Genomic DNA, 15949 nt, shown 5'->3' with positions numbered 1-15949 from the left:
GTCGAGATCGATGAGGCGGTCGTCAGGATCGCCAGGGAATTCTTTGCCTTCACCGAGACCGACAGGGTCAGGGTAGAGACGGTGGACGGCCGCGTTTACGTGAAGCGGGCCGGGCTGCGGGGGAGCAGTTCGATCTGGTGATCCTGGATGCCTTCAACGGCGAGTATATCCCGGAACACCTGATGGCGCGGGAATTCCTGGAGGAAGTGAAGGCCCTGTTGTCGCCCCATGGCATCCTGGTGGCCAATACTTTTTCCTCCAGCAGACTCTACGATGCGGAATCGGCCACCTACAGCAAGGTGTTCGGCCGGTTCTACAACATCCGCAGATCCGGCACCGGCAACCGGGTAATCGTCGCCTCCATGCAGCCACTGCCAGGGAAAGAAACTCTAGCGCAGCGGGCGCGAACCTTGCAATCGCGACTCGAACGCTTCGGTATGGACGCAAGTGAGTATCCGCCGCTAATGGATGCGGGGCAGGACTGGAGCAGAAAAGCCCGGATTCTCACGGACCAGTACGCACCGGTCAATCTGCTGAACAACTGAGATCGTTACCCTCCGCCGACGAAATTGCAGTCGGGCCCGTAAAGACAGCGATCTTTGGCACCAATAGCGCCTGGTTCCATGGTCTCGATGTCGGCCAAACCCTTGCGTCTGCGACGGACAAGCTCACCGGGATCAAGACCGAGTAGCGACGCAACGGCGGTAAGCGAAGCAAACTGGCCTGCGGCTATCTACGGCGGGATTGACGAGGGGATGACGTATTGTCGAAGACGGTCAACGACTCGTCGCTACCAGCAATGACAGATCCGCGGCCAGCTCCCGGGCCCTGAACGGTGGTGTGAAATAAGCCACCAATCGTCCCTCGGGGTCAATCAGCATCAACGCCGCTGAATGATCCACGCTGTATTCCCCGTTGGCGCCGGGAATGCGAATGTGGTTGACGCCAAGACTGCGGTAAAGGTTGTCCAACTCTGCCGGCTCCCCGGTGAGGCCCACGAAGCCGGGATTGAAATAGCCAAGGTAATCGGCCAGCACATCCGGGGTATCCCGCTCCGGATCTACGCTTAGCAGCACCACCTGCAGCCCGCTGGCATGCTCTCCCAGCAGCCCCTGCATCCGGTCGAGGGTCGTCAGTGTGGTCGGGCAGATATCGGGGCAATGGGTAAAGCCGGGAAACACCAGAGTCCAGTGCCCTGCCAGGGAAGCCTGGTTGTAGGTCGCGCTGCGATGATCGACCAGTTCGAAGGCAGAAACAGCGGCAGGGGTGTCCAGCAGGATGCCTACCTGCGGGACCGGGCGCGCGGGCTCGCGTGCCAGGAATACAACGCTGACGGCCAGCGCCACAATAGCCAGCGCAGTCAGCGACCAGATCGTGACTTTTGACATAAACTCTCCCCCCAGGCTGTGATCCCGGAATCGGGCTGGCGCAAACGGCGTTCGTCGACTATAAACCACTGTGTCTCACGCGAGCCATTGCACCGCGGTTTCCGCACGGGTTGTCATTCGCTGAACACTACAAAATAATCTGCTGCAGCCGCCAGGGGTGCAACTTCGCACCGCGGTTCGCAGCGTACGGAGGTGCACCATGAAACCTGTTTTCTCTCTCGCCCTGATAAGCATAGCTGCTATTGCCGGGCTTTTGTATATAACCGTTGGCAGCCGTCCTCCGACGGTGGCTGGTGCCGGCGCGGTCTCTGCGTCGGTCCTGCCTGACATAGCACCGGTTGGTGCCACGCTGCTCGAGGGTCTGGGTGATCACCGCCTGGCGGTCATTAGCGACAATCCCGAGGTACAGCGCTGGTTCGACCAGGGATTGATGCTCAGCTATGGCTTCAATCACGATGCCGCCGAACGTTCTTTCCTGCGGGCCCTGGAGCTGGATCCCGATTGTGCAATGTGCTGGTGGGGTGCGGCGCTGGTGCTGGGACCCCATGTCAATGCCGGCATGGATCCCGAGAATAATGCCACAGCCTGGGAGCGACTGCAGGCGGCCCGGCAACTGACGGCCACCGCCGAGCCCCGGCAGCGGGCCTATATTGAAGCCCTGGCAAGCCGCTATGCCGAGCATCCGCCGGAGGATCGCACCGCGCTGGACCTTGCCTATGCAAAAGCCATGGGCGAACTGGTGCAGCAGTACCCTGAGGACCTGGATGCAGCCACCTTCCACGCGGAAGCGCTGATGAACCTGCAGCCCTGGGATTTCTGGGATGCCGAGGGCAATGCCAAGGGCAATACCAACCAGATCGTCGCCCGCCTTGAATCGGTATTGGCACGCAATGACGCCCATCCCGGTGCTCTGCATCTCTACATCCATGCAGTGGAGGCCTCGCCAGACCCCCAGCGCGGTGCCGCGGCGGCGGACCGCCTGCGGGACCTGATCCCCGGTTCCGGCCATCTGGTGCACATGCCCGCACACATTTATGCCCGGGTGGGACGCTGGCATGATGCGGTGCTGGTGAACGAGGATGCGATCAAGGCCGACGATCTCTACCTGGCCGCCTGCCGGCCGACCCCCGGTGTGTATCCCCTGGGCTATGTGCCCCACAACCACCATTTCCTGTGGTTTGCCGCCACGATGGCAGGCGAGCGGGCTACCGCCCTTGCCGCTGCCGAAAGCACTGGTGAGCGCACCAGCGACCCCGAGTTGATGCGTATGCCGGGCATGGAGGCAATGCAGTACTTCTCCCTGACCCCACTGTTCGCCAGGGTACGCTTTGGCCTCTGGGAGGAGATCGTCGCTACTCCTGAACCGGAGCAGGACCTGCCCTTTCAGGTCGCCATCTGGCATTATGCCCAGGGCATGGCCGCCATTCGTCAGCAGCGGTTGGCAGAGGCGAAACAGCACCACGATGCATTGTTGGCGGCGCGGGATGACAGTCACATCGAATCACTGCAGGTGTGGGGACGCTATTCACTGCTGCGCAACGTGGAGGTGGCAGAGCGAGTGGTGGCCGGCGAGCTGGCTGCCGCCCGCGGAGATACCGACACCGCGGTGGCCGCGCTGCGCGAAGCCGTCGAGATGGAGGACGACATTCCCTACGATGAACCGCCGGGCTGGCACGCCCCGGTGCGCCAGACTCTCGGTGCGGTATTGCTGGAAGCCGGCCAGGCCGCAGAGGCCGAGGCTGTCTACCGCGCGGAGCTGAAGCGCAACCCGGACAACGGCTGGTCGCTGTTCGGGCTGGCCCGGGCGCTGGATGCCCAAGGGCGGGAAGCCGAGGCGATGGAAGTCAGTGCCCGCTTCGACCGGGCATGGGCCCATGCCGATATGGAGCTGGCAGCCTCGCGGCTTTAGGGCAATGGCGTCACCTGCTGATCGGGGCAGGCGGAGCCTGCCCCGATTACCTAACAGATAAGGTGGTTTCCGATGATTGTGCTGATCACTGCTGCATCGCTTGCATTGCCGGTGACCCTGCTCAGCTGGTGGTTGTTTGATCGGCTCTATGCCGCGGGCCGGCTGGAGCGGGGGCTGGATGGAAAAGCCTTCAAGAGCCAGCTCAAACGCATCAAGACGGAGTCCAAGAAGGACAAGAGCGATTTCCTGAGTACCCGATGGATGAGGTTTGGCGGCGGCTTCTACGGCGTCGCGGCGCTCTGGACCTTCGCCTGTATCGAGCTCACCGAGCTGGCAGCGTTTCTGGCGGATTTCAATGGCTTTGCGGCGCTGTTCGAGGACGGTATCCTCGCGTTTGTGATCAGCTTTTTGGTCAATCAGTTTGTGAACTTCGTGATGGCATTCATCTGGTTTACCTGGTGGCCCGATGTGGCGGGTGGTGCGTCCATATTTCTCTGGTTGGTGGCGGCCTACGCCGGATACCTGGCAGGGCTGTACCTCGCGCAGCGCAATGTTACGATGAATTCAGTCCGTGACCGGCTGTTGGAATTCAGGCACAACCGCCGGGAAGGCTGACAGGATCAAGGGACCGGAAGGCAGGCGCCATGCGTTGGAACAAAGGTGGACCGTCCCTGGTAAGACAGCCGATGTCCCTGAAAGCGAACGCATGCAATGGCGCGGGTCGAAATGTGTCACATTTTCCGACCCATTCGGGCATGGCTTTTGCCTGATCGAGTTTGAGAGACAGACCTATGATTCAAGTGCGTGAATTGGACCATCTCGTGTTAAGGGTGGTCAACCTGGACACAATGCTCGACTTTTATTGCGGCGTCCTCAATTGCACGGTGGAACGCCGCGATGACGCGATAGGGCTGGTACAACTGCGGGCCGGCGCGTCGCTGCTGGATCTGGTGCCGGTGGACGGCAAGCTCGGCCGGCAGGGTGGCGCCGCCCCTGGCGAGGAGGGCCACAACCTCGATCACTTTTGTTTCCGGGTGGAGCCATTCGACGAAGTGTCGCTTCGACGTCACCTGCAGAGCCAAGGGGTGGCGGCCGGTCCCACTGAAATACGCAACGGGGCGGAAGGTGAAGGCCCGTCAATCTATATTGACGATCCGGAAGGGAATACCGTGGAACTCAAGGGGCCGCCACTAGGCCGGCAGAGCTGTTGACCCAGGGCCGCTTGTGAACAGGAGCCAGGCTGGATGAATGTCGGCATCTACATTTATGATCAGGCGGAAGTGCTCGATTTTTCCGGTCCCTTCGAGGTGTTTAGCACCGCTTCACGGGTGTGCCGCAATGACGATCCTTTTCGAGTGTTCCTGGTGGGGGAGTCGGGGGAACCGTTGTGGCCAGGGCGGGTTACCGGGTGATTCCCGACTATGGATTCTACAATCATCCCGACATCGATGTCTTGATTGTAGCGGGGGCGTGCATACCGTGGAGATGGGCAAGCCCTGGGTATTGGAGTGGATTGCCACCCAGGCCGGACAGGCGTCCATTGCAGCCTCTGTCTGTACGGGTGCATTTCTGCTGGCACAGGCGGGTGTGCTGCAATCGCAGCGGGTGACGACCCACTGGGAGGATATCGCGGAGTTGCGGCGCTTGTTCCCCCGGCTGGATGTGGTGGAAGGTGTGCGCTGGGTCGATCAGGGCAGGCTGCTGACCTCCGGCGGTATCTCCGCCGGTATCGATATGAGCCTGCATGTTGTCGGCAGGCTCTGTGGCGAGGAGCTGGCCCGGATGACAGCCCGGCAAATGGAGTTTTCCCGTTAGTCAGGTCATGCCGGCGATAGCATGGCGCGCCCCGGGCGCGGTATTCCAGGGCGCGTCAGAGGCACCGCTGAGGCATTCCCGGGACCCGCACCGTCCGGCCAGATTGGTTCAAAAGAACTTTACTCTCGGGACGGTTTCTTCAACACTGTCTGCTGGGGGGGATCCTGCGGAGGGTCTGATTGCGGTCTTGCTGACCAGAGGCGTCCATATAATGACAATGATTATCCCGGTAAATTCAGAGTGATGAGCTGCCAGGTAGCGGTGGAATAGCGTCCCCGGCATGAAGCGTCCGATGCTTGCCCTGTTGCGGATCGATCCCCGGCAATGGCAGCTGGATCTGTTCCGGCTGATCCTGTGGGTCAGTGTGATTGCCGGGCTACTGGTCTATCTGCCCAGCATGTACGCCGCCTACCAAAAGGGCACGCCCGGGATCGCGGCGGTCAATACCGCGGCCATCGTCGCCCTGGCCGGCCTGTATCTGCTGAACAGCTGGTCTTACCGTTGGCGCGCGGGTATTTTCTGCCTGGTTTTCTACTTTCTGGCCACTGGCCTGTTGGTTTACGTTGGTCCGGTCAGTCAGATCTATCTGGTGGGATTTTCCCTGCTCACCACCCTGTTGCTTGGCTTGCGCGCGGGTATTCTGACGCTAATCCTCAACGCGATCACGCTGTTGACTTTGGGCCTGCTCGGCCATGCCTCGGCCGAAATGGTATTGTTGAGCCGCGAGGCGGGCGCCGCCGCCTGGGTTACCATCACTCTCAATTTTGTGCTGATAAACTCCCTGTTGGTTCTGGCCATCGGCAGCGTGATTTCGGTGCTCAATGATGCTCTACAGCGGGAAGTCGCAGCCCGGACTTCTCTGGAGGCCGAACGCAGCCAGTTGCGTACACTTGTCGATGCCTTGCCGGACGCCGTCTTTACCAAGGACGCCGTGGGTCACTATAACACCTGCAATCCGATGGCGTTGAGCCAGCTTGGCCTCAGCCATAAAGAGGAGGTCATTGGCAAAACGGTATTCGAACTGTTCCCGCCGGAGTTTGCCCGCGTCCAGCACGAGGAGGACAGGCAGCTGATGTCCGGCGAACTGCAGCGCAGTAGCCAGGAGCGCTGGACTGAAACCAACGGCAGGAAAGCCTGGTTTTTTACCATCAAGGTGCCGCTGCACAATGCCGACGGTACTGTCTCGGGGCTGATAGGCATCAGTCGGGAGATCACCAGCCGCAAGCTGGCGGAACTGGAGCGCAGCCGCCTGTTGGCACGCTTGCAGCTGCAGATCGAGCGCATGCCGCTGGCCTACCTGCTGTCTGACTCGAATTTCTGCTACAGCCGCTGGAACCCTGCGGCCGAGCGCATGTTCGGCTTTTCCGAGGCCGAAGTGCTGCACCGGCATCCCTTCGATGTGATGGTGCCACCCCAGTCACAGGCATGGATGGGCGGCATTCTCGAACAGGTCAGGGCCGGCAGCATGGAGGCCCACGGCGAATGTGAAATCCGTACCCGGGAGGGCGATATCATCATTTGTGAGTGGCACAATACGCCTCTCTACGAGGAGAGCGGCGAGTTCATAGGCCTGTTGTCGCTGGCCCAGGACATCACCGGCCGCAAGAACCTGGAAGGCCAGTTGCAGCAGTCCCAGAAGATGGAGGCGATGGGACGCCTCGCTGGCGGAGTTGCCCATGACTTCAACAACCTGCTCACGGTCATCAATGGCTACAGCGAGGCCCTGCTGCAGCAAGCGGGACAGCAAGCTGCGGTGCTGGAGCTCGCCGGGCCCATCCATGAGGCCGGTGAAAGAGCCGCGGCGCTGACCCGGCAGCTGCTGAGTTTCAGTCGTCAGACCATCATGCAACCCCGGGTGCTGGACCTGAACACCATCGTCACGGACACCGGCAAGATGCTGCAGCGCCTGATCGGCGAAGATATCCAGTTCACTACCGTGTTGGCGCCGGATCTGCACCGGGTGAGGGTTGACCCGGGCCAGTTGGACCAGGTACTGATCAATCTGGCGGTCAATGCCCGTGATGCAATGCCTTCAGGCGGCTGGCTGACGCTGGAAACCGCCAACGTCACACTCAGCGAGGACTATGCCGCCAGGCATCCGGATTGCAAACCGGGGCCCCATGTGATGCTGGCGATGTCCGACACCGGTGCTGGCATGGCAGACGAGATCATGGAGCACATCTTCGAGCCCTTTTTTACCACCAAGGGTATAGGCAAGGGTTCTGGCCTGGGACTGGCGATCGTCTTTGGTATCGTCCAGCAAAGCAATGGCTGTATCCACGTATACAGCGAATCCGGTCACGGCACCACGTTCAAGATTTATCTTCCCGCGATCAGTGACGCGGTCCTGCCCGAGGTGTCCAGCGATCCAGCGCCGGGTCCCGGTGGCGGGGAAACCATACTCCTGGTCGAAGACGAAGAGGAGGTTCGGGTGTTGGCGGCCAGAAGTCTGCGGGACCGGGGCTACCAGGTGCTTGCCGCCGTTGATGGTCACGATGCGGTGGCTGCCATGGAGGCTCACGGAAATGATATCGACCTGTTGCTGACCGATGTGGTGATGCCCAACCTCGGGGGCCGCGAGCTGATGGAACTGTTCAGGCAGCGTTTCCCGCGGGCCGGGGTGATTTTCATGAGTGGTTACACCGACGATGCCGTATTCCGTCATGGTCTGCTGAGCGCGGACGCCGACTTCATCCAGAAACCCTATACCCCGTCCAGTCTGGCCGCGAAGGTTCGTGCCGTGCTGGATGCGCGAGCTGTTAGATAAACTGCCCCGCGCTGTATTGCGAAGTTGAGCGGGACCCACGTAAGATGCATGTTGATGTATCCCGGGCTTTCTCCCGCGAAGGCGCGGCCCGCTCGCCACTCGCGAAGCCCGTATTCCTGCCGGCCAACGGCCGGACCAACCCATTACGCCTGCCCGGTGCCAGGCGCCAGCAAATGAGTTGCGCGCATGTGGTTTCAAACAAGCTGTGATCTGGCCTTCGACGTCATCGAACCGACGCCCTTTGTGCTGATGTTGCGTCCCCGCAGCGGGCCACAGCAGTGGCTGGCGAGGGAGGAGTACCGGCTGGTGCCCAGTGTGCCGGTGTCCGAGTTCACGGATGTCTACGGCAATCTCTGCCAGCGCCTGATTGCTCCACCGGGTCATTTTTCGGTACATACCGCCGCCGAAGTGATGATCTCCGACCGGGTCGAGCGGGCGCCGGGAGCTCCCTTCGTGCAGGTACAGGACCTGCCCGATGAAGTGCTCAGCTACCTGCTGCCCAGCCGTTACTGCGAGTCCGACCGTTTTTACAACATGGCGACAGAGATCACCGCCGGTCAGTTGCTGGGCTATGATCAGGTATCGGCCATTGAGGACTGGCTGCGAAATCGCATCAAATACCTGCCCGGCAGCAGCAACTACCCCGCCTCGGCGATCGAAGTGAACAACCGCCAGTCCGGTGTCTGCCGCGACCTGTCCCACCTCGGTATTGCACTGTGCCGCAGCATGAGTATCCCCGCCCGCATGGTCGTGGGCTATCTGTACGAGCTGGAACCGATGGACATGCACGCCTGGTTCGAAGCCTATGTCGGTGGCCGCTGGTATACCTTCGATGCCACCCAGGCCGGGTTGCGGAACGGCTATATCGTGATCGGTTACGGTCGCGATGCGGCCGACGTCGCCGTCTACAACCAGTTCGGCCTGCCGGTCACCATCACCAGCCAGGATATCCAGGTGCAGCGCATCGACGCCCAGTCCTGACAGCCAGCGGCCTCCAGCCGCGGCCCGTCCATACCCTGCCTGCTGTTCTCGCCTGTTGCAGCATCCTGTGGCCACAACACGGGTGTCCTGACAGGGACTGGAGAGAAAAACTTGACTGTCCCTGCGGCAGTACTAGAATGAGTCGCACTGGACATCCATACAGTACATGCGTGACTGTAGCTGGGTGGATGCCCTTCCGCAAAAACACGGTGCAGGTGCAGGCATGGCCATCAGGCAACAGTCCAGGTTGCGCAAGGGGCGGGGCGCCACCTATGATCCCCACAACCGTTTTGCCGCCACTGCCAGCGAGGCGGTGGATGATGGCTGGTGGCAGGAGGTCTTGCCTGACCGGCTGGCCACCACGGTACGCGATGAGCCCAGCAAAAGCGCATTGAGCTGGAACCGGTCGCCGGACCTGGGGTTCGACCGCTCGCTGAACCCCTACCGCGGCTGTGAACACGGTTGTATCTACTGTTATGCCCGTCCCAGCCATGCCTACTGGGATCTCTCTCCCGGCATCGATTTCGAGACCCGGCTGATTGCGCGCACCGGGCTGGTGGAACGGTTGCGCGAGGAGCTGTGCAAGCCGTCCTATGTTTGCCGCCCCATCAACCTGTCGGGCAACACCGATTGCTACCAGCCATTGGAAGCCGAGCGAGGCACCACCCGGGCCCTGCTGGAGCTGTTGCTGGAGGTTCGTCATCCGGTCACCATTGTCACCAAGAGCGCATTGATCCTGCGCGACCGGGCCCTGCTGGCTGCAATGGCTGAACAGCAGCTGGTACATGTGTTCGTCAGTGTGACCACACTGGATGACGAGCTGAAGCGCACACTGGAACCGCGCACCGCGGGGCCGGCGGCGCGCTTGCGGGTGCTGCGGGAGCTGGCTGCCGAGGGGGTGCCAGTGGGAGTACTGGCCTCACCGATGATTCCGGGGCTCAATGAGCACGAGCTGGAGCCCATTTTGCAGGCCGCCAGCGAGGCCGGTGCCCGCACTGCGGCCTGGATGCTGCTGCGCCTGCCGCTGGAAGTGGCACCGTTGTTTCGCGACTGGCTGCAGACACACTATCCCCAGCGGGCGGACAAGGTCATGAGCCTGATCCGGCAGTGCCGCGGCGGAGCCGACTACGATACCCGCTTCGGCCACCGGATGCGGGGCGAGGGCGTGTTCGCCGAGCTGCTGAAACAGCGGTTTCAGCAAAGCTGCCGGCGCCTGGGACTCAATGCCCGCGACTATGGCAGACTGGACTGCAGTCGCTTCCGGGCACCGCGTCCGCAAGGGGATTTGTTCGCGTGAGTACCGGGAGCTTGCCGTGGGTGGCGGTACCCGCGTTTCTTCCAGGTCATCTTGCAAGAGTCATAGCGGCGCCAGCACCACTCAGTACTGGGCAAATCCCTTGCGGTTGATTATGATCCCGGGGTGCCGGGGCTGTTTCCCCGGAGCCGGCGGCTGTCCCTCCCCCCTGTGGATATTGGCTGGCTGTCAGATTAAGGAGCAATCATGTCGAACGAAGGTTATCACGAACCAATAGCGGAACTGAGCGACGAAAGCCGCGATATGCACCGTGCCATCGTCTCCCTGATGGAGGAGCTGGAAGCCGTGGATTGGTATAACCAGCGTATGGATGCCTGCAAGGATCCAGAGTTAAGGGCCATCCTCAGGCACAACCGGGACGAGGAAAAGGAGCATGCGGCAATGGTGCTGGAGTGGATTCGCCGCCGTGACCCGGTACTCGACAAGGAGATGAAGGAGTATCTTTTTACCGACAAGACCATTGCGCACGAATAACCGCCGCTGCACTGTCGGCGGACAGGCCCCGGACAACAATACTGAGGTCTCCGGATAGTGTTGAGCGTGTCAGGACATCGGGCCTTGCGGCAGATGAGCTGGTGTTTGTGAATCAGACGGGCCCGGTATGGGCCCGTTATCGCGCTCTCACTGCATGGACATGTCCATCAGCTGCCATTCACCATCCTGATTTTCTTCCTTGGTGTAGCGATACTTGACCTTGGCGCCATCGGGTGCATTTTCAATCATCGCGTTCTTGGGTTCCTTGAACTCGACCCGGTTGCGGCGGTTCAGCGTGCATTCGCTGTTTTTCTCCGCCCGGCTCGCGGAATGAAAGGTGACATAGACATCGCGGCCCGTCTGGACAGCTTTCTTCTTGTCAACCGTTCCCTCCAGGATGCAATCCTGGGTGGTTTCGGCCCAGGCGCCACTGGTGAATAGTGGAATCGCCAGCAATATCAGTGCTCTGCTTATATATTTCATCTCATTTCTCCGTCAGCGTCTCGCGACGTTATTGGCAAGGGTCGGGCGGCGTCCCAGGGGGGAAGCGCTCAACTTGCAACCATCATAGAACCCGATTGCAACGCCAATCTATCGTTGACATGTAATTGTCACAATAAGTTCACAATCATTGCTGTCCCATGGCTTGGCTACAAAGGCAGGTCAGGCAAACAGGCCGTGGATATACCAGCGCTGCCCGAGCCGGTCCCTGAAGACCCAGTAGCACTGCCCCGCCGGAGCCCGGGCAATGTAATAGTCACGACTGACCGGTATCTGCCACCAGTTGTCCTCGATCCGTTCGGGACCCGCCGTCAGCTGCAGGGGGCCATTCCAGTGCAATTGCCCGTCGCCTCCTGGCAAGGGCTGAGGCTGGGGCATAAGCCAGAAGGGGCGGTGCCTGTCCCTGCTACTGCGATTGTCGGCAGGCGCGGCGCCGGGATGGTCATTGCTCACCTGCAGGGCCAGCTCGGGCAGGTGTTCATCGCGGCAGCTCACCCTGGCAATGGCCTGCAGCCCCAGACGCCCGCGCAGGCGGTCGACCAGGGCTTCCAGCGGCTCGCGCTGGTTCTGGGGGCTGAACAGGTCAATAGCGGTGCTGTGTCCGGGATTCAGCCGCGGGCACTCCAACTGCAGCCCCTCGACACTGCCGGATAATTGCACGCGTTCAAACTGCAGCTGGCTGAGCTGATACCAGTTGAGCCAGTCGCTGTGAGAGGTGCTGCTGCGCACCCGCAGGCATTGCAGTTGGCGGTCCACGCCGACCAGTTGCCATTCGATCTCGCCGGTTTGCAGCTGGGTGTGGCGCAGGAACCGGCACAGGGCCTGCAGCAACTGCTGGACCGCGGGCAGCAGTTCCGCATTGGTTTTGACCTCGTAGCCAAACCAGTATTGGTCGAAAAACGTGGGCGGTGGCCGGAATGCCGCTTGTAAGTCTGCTTCCCGGCCCAGTACCCGGCGCAGAAACAGTACGAAATCCGGGCCACAGCGGCGTCCCAGAGCCGTCTCGGGCAAGTTCAGCACGGCGCCCAGTGTCTTCAGGCCGGCCCGGCGCAAGGCTGTCACCTGGCGGGGGAAGTCATCCAGCAGCAGTGCCAGTGGCAGGGGTGCCAGCACTTGCCGCAATCCCTGTTCCGTCATCGCGGGATCCGCCTCCTCGATGAAAGACAGCAGCCAGGCTGCGCTGGGAGTGGCAGCCAGGCCGGTCCGCACCTGATAGCCCCGCCAGTTGAGGTCGTTGTGAATCCTGTCCAGCAGGGCTTCCAGGCCCCTGAACAGGGCGAGGCTGCCACCGATTTCCAGGATCAGGCAATCCTCCCGCCAGGGGTACAGGGTGGGGGTGAAGCCATAGGCCCAGCAGCAGAGCTGTTTCAGGCAGCGCTGTTCGGCCTGCCTGTCCCGTTCCAGCAGTTGCAGGGGCTGGGGAGCGGCCAGTGCGCGGAGAGTGGCCGTTGCCATGCCCGTCCGGAGGCCCAGGCCGAGCGCGCAGTCATTGACGCGCACCGCGCGCTGGCGCTCCAGCACTGCTATGGGCCGCTGTTCATTCCGGATTTGGCACTGCAGTGGCAGCTGGTCAAAGCGCAGGCACAGCCACAGGCTCATCGGGCTGGCCTCCGCTGGGAATGGGACGGGAACCTGTCCTTCATTTGCTCGCGATAACTGTACATATATACAGTATTTGCGATAAGCCGGCTCCTGTCCAGACGGCGCCGGGCGATGCTGGATATTGCCGAGCAAGTGCGAGTATCATGCATGACATCAGTTGTCACAATGTTGTCAACCAGTGCTCCTTCGGATTTCAACTATCGCCTTGAAGGAGTACTACCCGAATTTGCTCTGAATGAGGCTGAAATGTATTTAAATCTATTGAAGATCACAGTATGTGCGGGCTTGCTGGCTGTGTTTGTGACGGCCTGCTCCCGCGAGCAGGCTCCGGCCGAACCCGAACCTGCAGCGGCGCCTGCCAGTCCGGTGAGCCCGGAGACGTCCATCGGGCAAAATGCGGTCAGCGAATCGGTCACCGCAGAGTTCCGTACCTTCCTCGCAGAAAACTATGCGGTGGACATGGCTCGTGAACCCCTGACCGCGAGTTACCGCGGTATCAAGACCAACCAGGACCAATGGAATTCCTATTCCGAAAGTCACCTGCAGGAAACCCGCGAAATCAATGAGGCGCGGCTGCAGCAACTGGCGGAGTTCGATCGCGATGCGCTGGCCCCCTCCGACCGCCTGTCGTGGGACCTGTACAAGCTGGACCTGGAACGGCAGCTGGCCCGGGATGAGTTCCGTCATCATCTGTTCGTGATCCAGCAGTTTCGCGGTCCCCACACCATGGCCCCCAGCAGCCTGATCAATATTCACCAGGTCAAGGATGTTGCGGATGCCGAGGCCTATATCGGCCGTCTCAACAATATCGAAAACTGGTTCGATGAGGTGATCGAACAACTGGAGATTCGCAGCGAAAAGAACCTGCTGCTGGCGGACTGGCAGTACCCGCCGATGATCGAGGCCTCCCGCAATGTCATCAGCGGGGTGCCGTTTACGGAAGAGGGTGGGAACTCCACCCTGTGGGAAGATTTTCAGGCCAAGGTCGCGGCGCTGGATATCGAGCAGGACAGCCGCGAGCAGTTGCTGGACGAGGCCCGCCGCGCGCTGGTCGATGTGGTCCAGCCGGCTTATGAAAAGCTGATAGCCGCGCTGGAGAAGCAGGCAGAGAATGCGCCGGAGGCCGACGGGGTCTGGAAGTTCACCAACGGTGATGCGTTTTATGCCGAACGCCTGCGCTGGTTTACCACCACGGACCTGACGGCGGAAGAAGTTCACCAGCTCGGGCTGCAGGAAGTGGACCGGATTCACGGCCTGATGCGCGAGATCATGGCGCAGGTCGAGTTCGAGGGTGAGCTGCAGGAATTCTTCGAGTTCATGCGCAGCGACCCGCAGTTCTACTATCCGAATACCGACGCGGGGCGCGAGGCCTATCTGACCGATGCCCGAGCCGCCATTGATGCGATACGTCCCCTCCTGTCGGAGCAGTTCGGCCTGTTGCCGGAAGCCGAACTGGTGGTGAAGCGGGTAGAAGCCTTTCGGGAAAAGTCCGCTGGCAAGGCCTTCTACCAGGGGCCGCCGCCGGATGGTTCACGCCCGGGTATCTATTACGCCAACCTGTATGACATGACCAGCATGCCAACCTATCAGTTGGAGGCGCTGGCCTATCACGAAGGCCTTCCCGGCCACCATATGCAACGCGCAATTTCGGTGGAATTGAAGGGTTTGCCGGAGTTCCAGCGTTATGCCAGTTTCACGGCCTACAGCGAAGGGTGGGGGCTGTATTCGGAAGAGTTGGCGAAGGACATGGGGATGTACGAGGACCCCTATTCAGACTTTGGGCGCCTTGCCCTCGAGTTGTGGCGCGCCTGCCGTCTGGTAGTGGATACCGGCCTGCACAACAAACGCTGGACCCGCGAAGAGGCCATTGCCTACCTGCTGGAAAATACGCCCAATTCCGAGACAGACTCCACCAAGGCCATCGAACGCTATATTGCGATGCCCGGCCAGGCGACAGCCTATCTGGTGGGCAAGCTGAAAATCATGGAGCTGCGTGAGCGGGCCCGGGAAGAACTGGGCGAGCAGTTTGATATCCGCGCCTTCCACGACGAAGTGTTGAAACACGGCCCGGTGCCGATGTCACTACTGGAGCAGAACGTCGAGCGCCTGATCGCCGATACCCTGGCGGCGAAGGCCGATTGATTGAGACAGGCTTCCACCCCGTCCGGGATGGAAGCCTGTATGTTCAGGCCCCGCCGTTGTTTTCCAGCAAATAGGTGATTACCACCTTGAGCAGAAAACCGAGAATCCCCATCGCCAGGCCAATATAGAGAATGATAGTGCCGAACCTGCCGGCATTGCTGCGCCGGGCGAGGTCCCACACGATAAATACCATGAAGGCAATGAGCGCTCCGACGCCCAGCGTGACGCCGTAGTCACTCAGCCATTGATCCATAGTGCCTTCCTGTTGCGGGTTGCCTTTTTGTCAGGCAGTGCCGAATACTGTCTCCGCTCGCGCGGTGGCCGGGTTCGCGGGCCAGGCGGGCAGTTCCCACAGCTGCGGCTGATGGGGCAGTTCATCGGCTGGTGACAGGTTTACATCCAGCTGCTGCCTGCCGCCGCGCTGTTTGAGAATATGTACCTTGCGGTATTCGCGCATCTGCAGGCGCAGTCCCGCAGGAGCGTTTTCAGTGGCCGCCTGCTGAGGGCGGAACAGGACCGCCAGAGTGTCGCCTCCGGCAGCGGCCAGCTGCAGTTTGCGCAGCTCACTGTAGCGGTAGTGAGCGGCTCCCAGCCAGCTGAAAACGGCACTGCAGGTACTGCTGCGCAGGGCCTGTTCGGTACACCATAGCAGATCCTCGCGATTTTGCGGATGCACCAGCAGGATTTGCCCGGTATCGATACCGCGGGCTGCCAGCAGTGGCGCATAGGGTGTATAGGGGGGCGCGATAAAGGCCTGCCAGCGGCCCTGGCCACTGAGGGTTTCCATTGCCGGCAGGAACAGGCCCATTGCCCCCAGGCCGCAGCCGTCGCTGAGTACTTCAATCGTGGTGGCCGCGGGCCAGCCGCTTTGCTGCAGGGCATTGTCCAGCTCCCGGTAGCCGGTGGCCAGGCCGGTCCGATGCGATGCGTTGTTGGCGGATTGATGGTGTCCGCCGATATAATGGGGCCGACCGCGCCAGGTGTCGCTGCGACGGATGACCTGTTCCAGGGCTTCGTTCATGGTGTGCCACCTCCGGGGATGCTGTTTGCTGTAT

General features: G+C 61.1%; 16 protein-coding genes. 11 read left to right on the top strand and 5 right to left on the bottom strand.

Annotation, left to right across the window (positions count from 1 at the left end):
• Positions 1-38 precede the first annotated feature (38 nt).
• Complete coding sequence (locus G3T16_RS20960; protein WP_269473284.1) at positions 39-545, top strand: spermidine synthase; 507 nt, start codon at positions 39-41, stop codon at positions 543-545.
• Between the two features lie 231 nt (positions 546-776).
• Here G3T16_RS20960 and G3T16_RS04920 read toward each other — a convergent pair whose 3' ends face one another.
• Positions 777-1388, bottom strand: a complete 612-nt coding sequence (locus G3T16_RS04920) for an SCO family protein (protein WP_163494079.1) — start codon at positions 1386-1388, stop codon at positions 777-779.
• 199 nt (positions 1389-1587) lie between these two features.
• Between G3T16_RS04920 and G3T16_RS04915 the strand changes: the two genes are divergently transcribed.
• The 9 genes from G3T16_RS04915 to G3T16_RS04880 all read left to right on the top strand — a co-directional run bounded on the left by G3T16_RS04915 (position 1588) and on the right by G3T16_RS04880 (position 10649).
• Positions 1588-3297 (top strand): tetratricopeptide repeat protein, encoded by a 1710-nt coding sequence (locus G3T16_RS04915; protein ID WP_163494078.1) that lies wholly within the window; start codon positions 1588-1590, stop codon positions 3295-3297.
• A 72-nt stretch (positions 3298-3369) separates the two neighbouring features.
• Positions 3370-3912 carry a hypothetical protein gene (locus G3T16_RS04910; RefSeq protein WP_163494077.1) on the top strand — a complete coding sequence of 181 codons (543 nt, stop codon included), beginning with the start codon at positions 3370-3372 and terminating at the stop codon, positions 3910-3912.
• A gap of 176 nt (positions 3913-4088) precedes the next feature.
• Entirely contained in the window at positions 4089-4508 is a 420-nt protein-coding gene (locus tag G3T16_RS04905) for a VOC family protein (protein ID WP_163494076.1), read from the top strand.
• 33 nt (positions 4509-4541) lie between these two features.
• Entirely contained in the window at positions 4542-4709 is a 168-nt protein-coding gene (locus G3T16_RS21700; protein ID WP_232059272.1) for a type 1 glutamine amidotransferase family protein, read from the top strand.
• Between the two features lie 73 nt (positions 4710-4782).
• Entirely contained in the window at positions 4783-5112 is a 330-nt protein-coding gene (locus G3T16_RS21695; RefSeq protein WP_232059341.1) for a DJ-1/PfpI family protein, read from the top strand.
• A gap of 280 nt (positions 5113-5392) precedes the next feature.
• The gene (locus G3T16_RS04895) at positions 5393-7879 is read left to right on the top strand and encodes a hybrid sensor histidine kinase/response regulator (RefSeq protein WP_163494075.1); all 2487 of its coding nucleotides are present in this window, start codon (positions 5393-5395) and stop codon (positions 7877-7879) included.
• Between the two features lie 186 nt (positions 7880-8065).
• Positions 8066-8860, top strand: coding sequence for a transglutaminase domain-containing protein (locus G3T16_RS04890; RefSeq protein ID WP_163494074.1), 795 nt, complete (start codon positions 8066-8068; stop codon positions 8858-8860).
• Positions 8861-9083: 223 nt separating this feature from the next.
• The gene (locus G3T16_RS04885) at positions 9084-10157 is read left to right on the top strand and encodes a PA0069 family radical SAM protein (protein WP_163494073.1); all 1074 of its coding nucleotides are present in this window, start codon (positions 9084-9086) and stop codon (positions 10155-10157) included.
• Between the two features lie 204 nt (positions 10158-10361).
• Positions 10362-10649, top strand: coding sequence for an encapsulin-associated ferritin-like protein (locus G3T16_RS04880; protein WP_163494072.1), 288 nt, complete (start codon positions 10362-10364; stop codon positions 10647-10649).
• Between the two features lie 147 nt (positions 10650-10796).
• On the opposite strand, the gene G3T16_RS04875 is transcribed toward G3T16_RS04880, so the two are convergent.
• Together G3T16_RS04875 and G3T16_RS04870 are read right to left on the bottom strand one after the other, a co-directional pair.
• Positions 10797-11132 (bottom strand): hypothetical protein, encoded by a 336-nt coding sequence (locus G3T16_RS04875; RefSeq protein WP_163494071.1) that lies wholly within the window; start codon positions 11130-11132, stop codon positions 10797-10799.
• 180 nt (positions 11133-11312) lie between these two features.
• Entirely contained in the window at positions 11313-12749 is a 1437-nt protein-coding gene (locus G3T16_RS04870; protein ID WP_163494070.1) for a Y-family DNA polymerase, read from the bottom strand.
• A gap of 249 nt (positions 12750-12998) precedes the next feature.
• Here G3T16_RS04870 and G3T16_RS04865 point away from each other — a divergent pair, with 249 nt between their 5' ends.
• On the top strand, positions 12999-14894 hold the full coding sequence (locus G3T16_RS04865; RefSeq protein ID WP_163494069.1) for a DUF885 domain-containing protein: 1896 nt from the start codon (positions 12999-13001) through the stop codon (positions 14892-14894).
• A gap of 43 nt (positions 14895-14937) precedes the next feature.
• Here G3T16_RS04865 and G3T16_RS04860 read toward each other — a convergent pair whose 3' ends face one another.
• Both G3T16_RS04860 and imuA read right to left on the bottom strand, forming a co-directional pair.
• On the bottom strand, positions 14938-15147 hold the full coding sequence (locus G3T16_RS04860; protein WP_163494068.1) for a DUF2788 domain-containing protein: 210 nt from the start codon (positions 15145-15147) through the stop codon (positions 14938-14940).
• 30 nt (positions 15148-15177) lie between these two features.
• The gene (gene imuA / locus G3T16_RS04855; protein WP_163494067.1) at positions 15178-15915 is read right to left on the bottom strand and encodes a translesion DNA synthesis-associated protein ImuA; all 738 of its coding nucleotides are present in this window, start codon (positions 15913-15915) and stop codon (positions 15178-15180) included.
• Positions 15916-15949: the final 34 nt, after the last annotated feature.

The organism is Kineobactrum salinum, assembly GCF_010669285.1.
Taxonomy (GTDB): Bacteria; Pseudomonadota; Gammaproteobacteria; order Pseudomonadales; family Halieaceae; genus Kineobactrum; species Kineobactrum salinum.
Note: the sequence above shows the minus strand (reverse complement) of the source record. Positions and strands in the feature narration are given on the sequence as shown.

Coding starts and splice junctions, on each gene's coding strand:
- G3T16_RS04905 (WP_163494076.1), top strand. CDS start 4,089: ATGATTCAAGTGCGTGAATTGGACCATCTCGTGTTAAGGGTGGTCAAC.
- G3T16_RS21695 (WP_232059341.1), top strand. CDS start 4,783: ATGGGCAAGCCCTGGGTATTGGAGTGGATTGCCACCCAGGCCGGACAG.
- G3T16_RS21700 (WP_232059272.1), top strand. CDS start 4,542: ATGAATGTCGGCATCTACATTTATGATCAGGCGGAAGTGCTCGATTTT.
- G3T16_RS04920 (WP_163494079.1), bottom strand. CDS start 1,388: ATGTCAAAAGTCACGATCTGGTCGCTGACTGCGCTGGCTATTGTGGCG.
- G3T16_RS04860 (WP_163494068.1), bottom strand. CDS start 15,147: ATGGATCAATGGCTGAGTGACTACGGCGTCACGCTGGGCGTCGGAGCG.
- G3T16_RS04915 (WP_163494078.1), top strand. CDS start 1,588: ATGAAACCTGTTTTCTCTCTCGCCCTGATAAGCATAGCTGCTATTGCC.
- G3T16_RS04870 (WP_163494070.1), bottom strand. CDS start 12,749: ATGAGCCTGTGGCTGTGCCTGCGCTTTGACCAGCTGCCACTGCAGTGC.
- G3T16_RS04865 (WP_163494069.1), top strand. CDS start 12,999: ATGTATTTAAATCTATTGAAGATCACAGTATGTGCGGGCTTGCTGGCT.
- imuA (WP_163494067.1), bottom strand. CDS start 15,915: ATGAACGAAGCCCTGGAACAGGTCATCCGTCGCAGCGACACCTGGCGC.
- G3T16_RS04895 (WP_163494075.1), top strand. CDS start 5,393: ATGAAGCGTCCGATGCTTGCCCTGTTGCGGATCGATCCCCGGCAATGG.
- G3T16_RS04875 (WP_163494071.1), bottom strand. CDS start 11,132: ATGAAATATATAAGCAGAGCACTGATATTGCTGGCGATTCCACTATTC.
- G3T16_RS04880 (WP_163494072.1), top strand. CDS start 10,362: ATGTCGAACGAAGGTTATCACGAACCAATAGCGGAACTGAGCGACGAA.
- G3T16_RS04890 (WP_163494074.1), top strand. CDS start 8,066: ATGTGGTTTCAAACAAGCTGTGATCTGGCCTTCGACGTCATCGAACCG.
- G3T16_RS04885 (WP_163494073.1), top strand. CDS start 9,084: ATGGCCATCAGGCAACAGTCCAGGTTGCGCAAGGGGCGGGGCGCCACC.
- G3T16_RS04910 (WP_163494077.1), top strand. CDS start 3,370: ATGATTGTGCTGATCACTGCTGCATCGCTTGCATTGCCGGTGACCCTG.